Source organism: Arenimonas sp. (assembly GCF_044348765.1).
GTDB lineage: Bacteria > Pseudomonadota > Gammaproteobacteria > Xanthomonadales > Xanthomonadaceae > Arenimonas.
The window spans coordinates 1-8,818 of sequence record NZ_JBIKSE010000051.1 but is presented as its reverse complement, the minus strand read 5'-3'; the positions used below and the strand labels follow the sequence as shown (position 1 = coordinate 8,818).

Below are 8,818 nucleotides of genomic sequence, written 5' to 3'. Positions count from 1 at the left end.
GGCCTTGGATGTAATCGGCGATGGTTTTGGCAATCGGACCTTTATAGAATGCATCAGCGCCGCCGTCGGCGACGGCCTGCAGGGTATTGGCCAGATTCGGATTCTTCCAGACCTGGCCTTTCACCGGCGCTTTACCGTTGAGAGTGAACTGTTCGGTGAAGCCGGGGTATTGGCCCAGACGCGGCACTGACAGATTCCAGTAATAGGCAATGGTCTCTGCCACCGGATGACCTTCACGGGCATAACGGATGGTCGGCGCCAGGTTTTCGGCAAACGGCCGGCTACCGAAGCGGGCATGCAGATCCTGCCAGCCGCGCACGGTGCCGGGGACTGTGACCGGTAGCGGGCCGTAACTCGGGATGTCCTTGTAGCCCTTGGCCTGGAACCATTCCAGCGTAAGTTTGCCCGGCGAACGTCCGGAGCCGTTGTAACCATAGAGTTTCTTGGTCTTCGGATCCCAGACGATGGCGAACAGATCACCGCCGATGCCGTTGCCGGTTGGCTCCATCAGTCCGAGCGCGGCATTGGCGGCGATGGCGGCATCGACCGCGCTGCCGCCCTGTTTCATCACGTCCAAGGCGATTTGGGTCGCCAGCGGGTGCGAGGTCGCGGCCATGGCGTGCGGCGCAAATACTTCCGAACGGGTGGCGAACGGCTTCGAGGCAATGCGGTCGCCGGCCGCGGCCGGTGGCAGGCCGTAAAGCACGGTCATACTCAGGACCAATAATTTTTGGCACAATGTCATAACATCTCCGGTGGTGGCCATGGCCCAGATCAATCCGATTTTCAGCGTTCCATACGCCTTCGAACAACTCGATGATTGTGCCAGTTTAAATCAGGCCCTGCGCGAATTGTTCCTGCGCCGTGAAGCCCAGGGTCCGCGCTTCGCCAACCCGAATCCGTACACGGCACGCAACAAGGAACTTTTCGAGAGCAATTTCGACCTGTTCAAGTGGCCGGAAGCCTGCATCGCCGAGCTGCGTGAATTCTGTCTGTCGCGGACTGCCCAGACTGTGGCCGAACTCAACCGCTACGATGCCGCGCGCATGGCGCGCCTGCAAATCGTGACCGACGCCTGGTTCCACATCACCCGCCGTGGCGGCTTCTTCGGTGTGCACAACCATCCGATGGCCTCGTGGTCGGCGGTGTACTGCGTCAGCGCCGGCGAGCACGACGCCGACCAGCCCGAGTCGGGCCGTCTCAACTTCATCAATCCGATGACCCAGATGTATCTGGACGCCGGTAATTCCCAACTCGGTTTTCCTTACCAGTTCGGCAATTACGCCTTCGACCTCAAACCGGGCATGCTGGTGATTTTTCCGTCCTGGGTGCAGCATCAGGTCATGCCCTTCTACGGCGAGGGCGAGCGCATCACCGTAGCCTTGAACTGCGCGATGCATTTCAAATGATCGACACCGCCCTTATCAGCAGCGTGCTGCTGCCGGCTTCGCTGGGTATCATCATGCTCGGCCTGGGCATGACCCTGCATCCGTCCGACTTCGCCCGCATCCTGCGCCAACCCAAACCGGTGCTGATCGGTCTTGGCGTGCAGATGCTGCTGCTGACCGCGGTCTGCTTCGGTCTGTGTCTGCTGCTGAATCTGCCGCCGGAACTGGCCGTAGGCATGATGCTGTTGGCGGCGGCGCCGGGCGGTGCCAGCGCCAACATCTATTCGCATCTGGCCGGTGGCGATGTGGCCTTGAACATCACTTTGACTGCAGTCAATTCATTGCTATGTCTGCTCAGTCTGCCGCTGATCGTCGGATTCTCGCTGGCCTATTTCATGGCGGCCGATCAAGCGGTGCCACCGCCCTTCGGCAAAATCATCGAAGTCGGTCTGATTATTCTGGTGCCTGTCGCTCTCGGCATGGGCATCCGGCGCACCTGGCCGCAGTGGTCCGACCGCGTCGAAAAACCGCTGCGTCTGTTTTCGGTGCTGCTGCTTGCGCTGTTGGTGGTGCTGACCATGGTGCAGCAATGGCGGCTGCTGGCCGAGTATGCGGCGATCATCGGACTGGCCTGCGTGCTATTCAATGTGCTTTCCCTGCTGATTGGATACGCAGTACCGCTCGTGCTGAAGCTGCCGCGCCGGCAGGCCATCGCGATTGCCATGGAAATCGGCATCCATAACGGGACCCTGGCGCTGTTCATCGCCTTCACCGTTCTGGAAAACAGCGTGATGGCGGTTCCCGCGGCGTTTTATTCGATCAGCATGTTCATTACCGCCGGGCTGTTTGCGGCCTGGTTGAATCGCCCTGCCCGGGCGGCATGAGCACGGTCTGGCATCTGTATCTGCTGGAATGCCGCACCGGCACCGGCACCAGCCTGTATGCCGGCATCACCACCGATCTGGACCGGCGTTACGCCGAACACACCGCCGGCACCGGTGCCCGTTACACGCGCGCACATCCGCCGATCCGGCTGCTAGCCACGCGTGTTTATCCGGACCGCTCCAGTGCCTCCAAAGCCGAAGCGGCGCTGAAGAAACTGTCGCGGGTCGACAAACCGGGGTTTTTCAGTGCGCCTTGCAAATCGTGCAACCGATGACCTGGCCCACCCCTTGGGACCCGATGCTATGACCCACAAAAAACCCCGCCGCGGCGGGGTTTTTTATACGCGTAGGCCCACTCAGTGAATCAAGCCACTCTTGCGCAGGCCATCGGCGTTGGCCTTCAGGATTTCGCGGATGGCCGCCTGGCTGCTTTGCGGATTGAAGGTCTGGCTCTTCGAAGACCACACCAGCTTCCCGGTGGCGACATCGAACACGCGGGTGTCGGCCTGGGCAATCACCTTGTTGGTCTTGGTGATCGACTCGCCTTCGTAGGCGGCTTTCCAGCCGTTATCCCAATAGCCGTACAAGCCGGTGTCGGATTGCTGGCGATAGACATCGGCGGCCTTGTAATCCAGCTGCGGAGTCAGGCCATCGAAATGCAGTACCAGCACGTAATCGATAGCATTGCGCTTGAGCTGGTAGCGGGTGGCTTCGGAGTCGGTGAGCATTTCGCGCTCGGGCAGCACATCCACACCCAAGGCCGCGTCTTTCACCAAGGCCGCCATTTCGGTTTCCACTTCGCGGCGCTTGGCGGCGTCTTTATCGCGGAACACCACCAGCACTTTCTTGCCGGGCGTCAGGGTCACCGACGGGTCGGACCAGCTCGATTGCAGCTGGGTGCCTTTGGTCGGGCCGGAAGAGGCACAGGCGGCCAGGGTCAGGGCCGAAGCCAACAGCAGAATGCCGGAGAGACGCATGGGAAGTTCCTGATTCATGGGGGATGCGGCCCATTATAGCGCCAAGCCCGGCGCGGCCGTCGGCGCCTGGGGAAGAAGCCCGGGGAGCCGTCCTGTTATAATTTACAGTCTTAATTCACCGGCTCGGCCATGTCTTCGACCTCCCCGCTCACGCCCGGCATCGACCGGGACTATACCCTCGATCATAAATACAGCCGCCAGCAGGGCCGCATTTACCTGTCCGGCGTGCAGGCGCTGGTGCGTCTGCCGCTGATGCAGCAGATGCGTGACCGCGCCGCCGGGGTCAATAGTGCCGGTTTCATTTCCGGCTACCGCGGCTCGCCGCTGGGCGGTTTCGATCTGGAATTGTGGAAAGCCAAGAAGCATCTGGCCGATTCCAACATCGTGTTCACGCCCGGCTTGAACGAAGACCTGGGCGCGACCATGGTCTGGGGCACGCAGCAGACCAATCTGTTCGAGGGCGCCAAAGTCGATGGTGTGTTTTCCATGTGGTACGGCAAGGGCCCGGGCGTGGACCGCTGCGGTGACGTGTTCAAGCACGGCAACGCCGCCGGCACCTCGCCGATGGGCGGCGTGCTGGCGCTGGCCGCCGATGACCACGCCTGCCGCAGCTCGACCCTGCCGCACGGTTCGGAACTGGAATTCGTGTCGGCGATGATGCCGGTGCTGAACCCGGCCGGGGTGCAGGATATCCTCGATATGGGCCTGCTCGGCTGGGCCATGAGCCGCTTCACCGGGCGCTGGGTCGGCTTCAAGACCATCGCCGAAACCGTGGAGTCCTCGGCCTCGGTCAATGTCGATCCGCATCAGCTCGACATCATCGTTCCGGAAGACTTCATGCTGCCCGCCGGCGGCCTGAACATCCGCTGGCCGGATCCGCCGCTGGACCAGGAAATGCGTCTGCACCAGTACGCGGTGGCCGCGGCGCAGGCCTTCGCGCGCGCCAACAAAATCGACAAGACCGTGTTCGACTCGCCGAAAGCGCGCCTGGGCATCGTGACCACCGGTAAATCGTATTTGGATGTGCTGCAGGCTTTGGAATACCTCGGCATCGGTGAGCGCGAAGCGGTCGAGATCGGCATCCGCGTGTACAAAGTCGGCATGACCTGGCCGCTGGAACCGGTCGGCATCCGCGCCTTCGCCGAAGGACTGGAAGACATCATCGTAGTCGAAGAGAAGCGCAGCTTCATCGAATCGCAGATGAAGGAATACATGTTCAACTGGGACGTGCGTCCGCACGTGGTCGGCAAGTATGATGAAGCCGGCGAGTGGATTCTGCCCAGTACGCACGAACTGACCCCGGCGCGCATCGCCCGCGTCATCGCCAAGCGTCTGGCGCGATTCTTCCAATCGGAAACTATCGACAATCGTCTGGCCTTCCTGGCTGCCAAAGAAAAGGAACTGGCCAAGCCGCGCGCCGAATTTCCGCGTGCTGCGCATTACTGCTCGGGCTGCCCGCACAACACCTCGACCACCGTGATCGAAGGCTCGCGCGCACTCGGCGGCATCGGTTGCCACTATATGGTGACCTGGATGGACCGCAACACCGACACCTTCACCCAGATGGGCGGTGAAGGCGTGACCTGGTGCGGCCAGGCGCCGTTCACCGGCGAAAAGCACGTGTTCCAGAACCTCGGCGACGGCACCTATTTCCACTCCGGCAGTCTGGCCATCCGTCAGGCCATTGCCGCGAAGGTGAACATCACCTACAAGATTCTTTACAACGACGCGGTAGCGATGACCGGCGGCCAGCCAGTGGACGGTACGCTGACCGTGCCCGACATCGCGCATCAGGTGCGCAGCGAAGGTGTGCAGACCATCGTGGTGCTCAGCGATGACATCGAGAAGTGGTCGAACCCTTCGATTTTTCCGAGCGGCGTGGAATTTTTCGACCGCACGGAACTGGACACGGTGTCCAAACGCCTGCGCGATACACCCGGCACTACCGTGATCATTTACGACCAGACCTGCGCGGCCGAAAAACGCCGCCGTCGCAAGCGCGGCAAGATGCCGGATCCGGCCAAACGCACCGTCATCAATCCGGCAGTGTGCGAAGGCTGCGGCGACTGCGGCGAGAAATCCAACTGCGTGTCGATCCTGCCGCTGGAAACCGAGTTCGGCCGCAAACGTGAAATCGACCAAAGCAACTGCAACAAAGATTTCAGCTGCGTGAAGGGTTTCTGCCCGAGCTTCGTCACCGTGACCGGTGGTGGGCTGAAACAACGCAAGCCGAACGTGCAGATGGATTTCGAGGCATTGCCCGCGCCGAACTTCCAATCAAATCTGGACCAGCCCTGGAACATTCTGATTACCGGCATCGGCGGAACCGGCGTGGTCACCATCGGCGCGCTGATCGGCATGGCCGCGCATTTGGAAAACAAAGGCGGCAGCGTGCTGGATCAAACCGGTCTGGCGCAGAAGGGTGGCGCGGTCACCACCCATGTGCGCATCGCCAAAACCCCGGACGACATCCACGCCGTACGCATCGCCGCCGGCGAAGCCGACTTGGTGCTGGGTTGCGACATGGTGGTGGTCAATGATTACTGGGCGCTGTCGAAAATCCGCGCCGAGCGCAGCACCGTGGTGCTGAACGATTACCAGGCCATGCCCGGCACCTTCACCCGCAACACCGACATGCAGTTCCCGGCCAAAGACATCATTGCCGCGGTCACCACCGCGCTGGATGGCCGCGAACCGCTGCAGGTGGCCGGCACCGAACTGGCGCTGGCCTTGATGGGCGATGCCATCGCCACCAACCTGCTGATGCTTGGCTACGCTTGGCAGAAAGGCTTGGTACCGCTGTCGTATGATGCCCTGATGCGCGCAGTGGAACTCAACGGCGCCGCGGTGGAAATGAATAAGAAAGCCTTTGCCTGGGGCCGCATGGCCGCATTTAATATGGCCGGCGTGCAAGCCGCGGCCGGCATGGGCGCTTCAGTCAAGGCCGCCGATTTCCTTGGCGATAGCGTCAGCGTCACCGAACTGGCCTTCGTCGGTGAAGGTAAGCTCAGCCAATCCTTGGATGAAACCATAGCGGTGCGCAGCAAGTTCCTCACCGAATACCAGAACGCCGCCTACGCCAAGCAGTACGGCGACTTCGTGGCCTTCGTGCGCAGCGAGGAAGCCAAGCACACCCCGGAATACACCGGCCTGTCCGAAGCGGTGGCCAAGTACCTCTTCAAACTCATGGCCTACAAGGACGAATACGAAGTGGCGCGCCTGTACAGCAGCCCGGCATTCTTGAAGCAGATCGAAGATACCTTCGCGGGCAACATCAAGCTGCACCTGAATCTGGCGCCGCCGCTGTTCGCCAAAAAGGATGCCGACGGCCATCTGATTAAGCAGGAATACGGCGCCTGGGCACTGCCGGCGATTAAAACCCTGCGCCATCTGAAGTTCCTGCGCGGCACCGCGTTCGATGTGTTCGGCAAAACCGAAGAACGCAAAATGGAACGCGCCCTGATTGAAGACTACCAGCGCGACATCAAAACCATCGTGTCGAAGCTGTCGGTCAGCAATCACGTGCAGGCGGTGCAGTTCGCGCGCCTGCCGGAGCACATCCGTGGCTTTGGGCATGTGAAGGAAAAGCATGTGGCAAAAGTGAAAGCGCAGTGGGCGGAGTTGATGGCGAAACTTGTCTAAGCACTTCCTAATGCGGGAAATAAAAACGCCTCCGATAGGAGGCGTTTTTATTTCGTGCTATTGATACAACCTTACTTCATGCCAACACACTGCAAAAACTCGGCGCGGGTACGTGCATCGTCACGGAAGCTGCCCAGCAATTTGCTGGTGACCATGCTCACACCGGTTTTGTGCACGCCGCGGGTAGTCATGCATTCGTGCTTGGCCACGATGACCACGCCCACACCCTTGGGCTTGAGCACGTCCTGGATGCAGCGCGCGATCTGCGCAGTCATCTTTTCCTGCACCTGCAGGCGCTTGGCGTAGGCTTCCACCACCCGCGCCAGCTTGCTGATGCCGACCACGCGGCCGTTCGGGATATAGCCTACGTGCGCCACGCCAATGATCGGCGCCATGTGGTGCTCGCAGTGCGATTCGAATTCGATGTCGCGCAGGATCACCATCTCGTCGTAGCCTTCCACTTCCTCGAAGGTGCGCTTCAGATAGGTTTCCGGATGCATTTCATAACCGCCGAACCATTCCTTGTAGGCCTTGGCCACGCGCTTGGGTGTATCGAGCAGGCCTTCGCGCTCGGGATTGTCGCCGGCCCAGCGCAGCAGCAGCTTGATGGCGTCTTCGGCCTGAGCCTGGGAAACGGCAGCGGGTTTAGCGATGGTGGTTTTCTTGGTGGCCATGGCAGCTCCTCGCTTAGATGGGGGTAGTTTCGCCGGCGGCCCGTGAAGGCCACATTCGTTTAGTCAAATGATACGCCAACCGCAGGGCTGTCAGTCGATATCCTGCTCGTCGGTCAGCACGGTCATGTTCTGCACGCCATCGAGTGCAATCGGCTCATCAGTCAGCAGCAAGGAGCTGCCCGGCTGCAGGCTGGAATACAACAGGCGCGCAAAGTCGACCGGCACTGCGATACGGCTAATGGCAGCTGGATCCAAGCCGGCGGCAGGCGCGACGCCGCTGGCGGATGCATTGACGCGCAGCCATTTCAGTTCCATCTCATCCGGCACGATCTGGCTGGGCTCGGTACCGACGCCGTCCATCACTACGTAGGCCTGACTGCCGAACGGTTCGCCGCCGACTACACCGATTTTGGAGCGCCCGATTTCGATGCCGTTGCGCAGTGCGATCACGGTCTGGTTGCGGGTGCTGATCAGCACAGTGACCGGGCCGAACGGGGATTTTTCGGGCTGCCAGCGGTAGGCTACATAAGCCGACAGCGGCTCGACCGGTACTACTTTGCCCTTTTCGTCCACGGATTGCGCAAACAGGGTTGGATCGACCACATTCTGCGGGCTGCTGAGCTTGTCGTTGCTGACGATGACGGTCATGCCGAGTTCGGTTTCGGCAAACAGGCGCTGCGCAAAACCATCAGGCATGCGCACGCAGCCGTGCGAAGCCGGATAGCCGGGTAGGTTGCCGCTATGCAGGGCGATACCGTCCCAGGTTAGGCGCTGCATGTAGGGCATGGCCGCCGGTTTGTTTTTGGAGTCCTTATACAGATTGGACTTGTGGTCTTTGTTTTTCTGCAGAATGGTGAACACCCCGGTCGGCGTATCGTGACCTTTCTTGCCGGTGCTGACCGTAGTCACCGCCACACGCACACCGTTGCGGTATAGATAGGCTTTTTGCTGAGTAATACTGACCAACATCAGCATCGGGCCTTCCGGCACAGCTTCGGCATACCAGGCCCACTGGCCGGGCTTGAGCGCGTCGGTCGGCGTGGTGGCCGGCATCGCCTGTGGCGTGGCCTGCGCATGCAGGGAAGACAGAGCAAGAGTCAGTGCGGTGGCAAGCAGGATCGTTTTCATGGCAGGGTCTTAATGGGAAGAATCAGAAAATACGGCAGAACACGGCTTTAAGGTAACGGCTTTCCTTCACATGCGCCATATACGGGTGGTCGGCGCCAGCGCCCGACACTTTAAGAATTTGGGCA

The 8,818-nt window shown here is 60.7% G+C and carries 8 protein-coding genes; 4 read left to right on the top strand and 4 right to left on the bottom strand.

The annotated features are described in order from the left end of the window. Nucleotides 1-712 (bottom strand): gamma-glutamyltransferase (locus tag ACIQ0Q_RS07830; protein ID WP_395772381.1); only part of this gene is annotated, 712 nt, incomplete at its 3' end. Nucleotides 713-764: 52 nt separating this feature from the next. Here ACIQ0Q_RS07830 and ACIQ0Q_RS07825 point away from each other — a divergent pair. The 3 genes from ACIQ0Q_RS07825 to ACIQ0Q_RS07815 are packed head-to-tail and all read left to right on the top strand — an operon-like array spanning nucleotide 765 to nucleotide 2,547. After that, a complete protein-coding gene (locus ACIQ0Q_RS07825; protein ID WP_395772380.1) occupies nucleotides 765-1,409 on the top strand; it encodes a putative 2OG-Fe(II) oxygenase in 645 nt (214 codons plus the stop codon). Further along, entirely contained in the window at nucleotides 1,406-2,272 is an 867-nt protein-coding gene (locus ACIQ0Q_RS07820) for a bile acid:sodium symporter family protein (protein ID WP_395772379.1), read from the top strand. The genes ACIQ0Q_RS07825 and ACIQ0Q_RS07820 overlap by 4 nt, the downstream gene beginning before the upstream one ends. After that, complete coding sequence (locus ACIQ0Q_RS07815; RefSeq protein WP_395772378.1) at nucleotides 2,269-2,547, top strand: GIY-YIG nuclease family protein; 279 nt, start codon at nucleotides 2,269-2,271, stop codon at nucleotides 2,545-2,547. Before ACIQ0Q_RS07820 ends, ACIQ0Q_RS07815 begins: the two co-directional genes overlap by 4 nt. 81 nt (nucleotides 2,548-2,628) lie before the next feature. On the opposite strand, the gene ACIQ0Q_RS07810 is transcribed toward ACIQ0Q_RS07815, so the two are convergent. Continuing rightward, complete coding sequence (locus tag ACIQ0Q_RS07810; protein ID WP_395772377.1) at nucleotides 2,629-3,249, bottom strand: hypothetical protein; 621 nt, start codon at nucleotides 3,247-3,249, stop codon at nucleotides 2,629-2,631. A 129-nt stretch (nucleotides 3,250-3,378) separates the two neighbouring features. On the opposite strand from ACIQ0Q_RS07810, the gene ACIQ0Q_RS07805 reads away from it, so the two are divergent. Then, nucleotides 3,379-6,891 carry an indolepyruvate ferredoxin oxidoreductase family protein gene (locus ACIQ0Q_RS07805; RefSeq protein WP_395772376.1) on the top strand — a complete coding sequence of 1,171 codons (3,513 nt, stop codon included), beginning with the start codon at nucleotides 3,379-3,381 and terminating at the stop codon, nucleotides 6,889-6,891. A 71-nt stretch (nucleotides 6,892-6,962) separates the two neighbouring features. On the opposite strand, the gene folE is transcribed toward ACIQ0Q_RS07805, so the two are convergent. Both folE and ACIQ0Q_RS07795 read right to left on the bottom strand, forming a co-directional pair. Next, nucleotides 6,963-7,565 (bottom strand): GTP cyclohydrolase I FolE, encoded by a 603-nt coding sequence (folE, locus tag ACIQ0Q_RS07800; protein ID WP_395772375.1) that lies wholly within the window; start codon nucleotides 7,563-7,565, stop codon nucleotides 6,963-6,965. Between the two features lie 90 nt (nucleotides 7,566-7,655). Beyond that, the gene (locus ACIQ0Q_RS07795) at nucleotides 7,656-8,693 is read right to left on the bottom strand and encodes a L,D-transpeptidase (protein ID WP_395772374.1); all 1,038 of its coding nucleotides are present in this window, start codon (nucleotides 8,691-8,693) and stop codon (nucleotides 7,656-7,658) included. Nucleotides 8,694-8,818 lie beyond the last annotated feature (125 nt).

Excerpts from the sequence above, each read along its gene's own strand:
- ACIQ0Q_RS07825 (WP_395772380.1), top strand. The coding sequence starts at position 765 with ATGGCCCAGATCAATCCGATTTTCAGCGTTCCATACGCCTTCGAACAA.
- ACIQ0Q_RS07820 (WP_395772379.1), top strand. The coding sequence starts at position 1,406 with ATGATCGACACCGCCCTTATCAGCAGCGTGCTGCTGCCGGCTTCGCTG.
- ACIQ0Q_RS07815 (WP_395772378.1), top strand. The coding sequence starts at position 2,269 with ATGAGCACGGTCTGGCATCTGTATCTGCTGGAATGCCGCACCGGCACC.
- ACIQ0Q_RS07810 (WP_395772377.1), bottom strand. The coding sequence starts at position 3,249 with ATGCGTCTCTCCGGCATTCTGCTGTTGGCTTCGGCCCTGACCCTGGCC.
- ACIQ0Q_RS07805 (WP_395772376.1), top strand. The coding sequence starts at position 3,379 with ATGTCTTCGACCTCCCCGCTCACGCCCGGCATCGACCGGGACTATACC.
- folE (WP_395772375.1), bottom strand. The coding sequence starts at position 7,565 with ATGGCCACCAAGAAAACCACCATCGCTAAACCCGCTGCCGTTTCCCAG.
- ACIQ0Q_RS07795 (WP_395772374.1), bottom strand. The coding sequence starts at position 8,693 with ATGAAAACGATCCTGCTTGCCACCGCACTGACTCTTGCTCTGTCTTCC.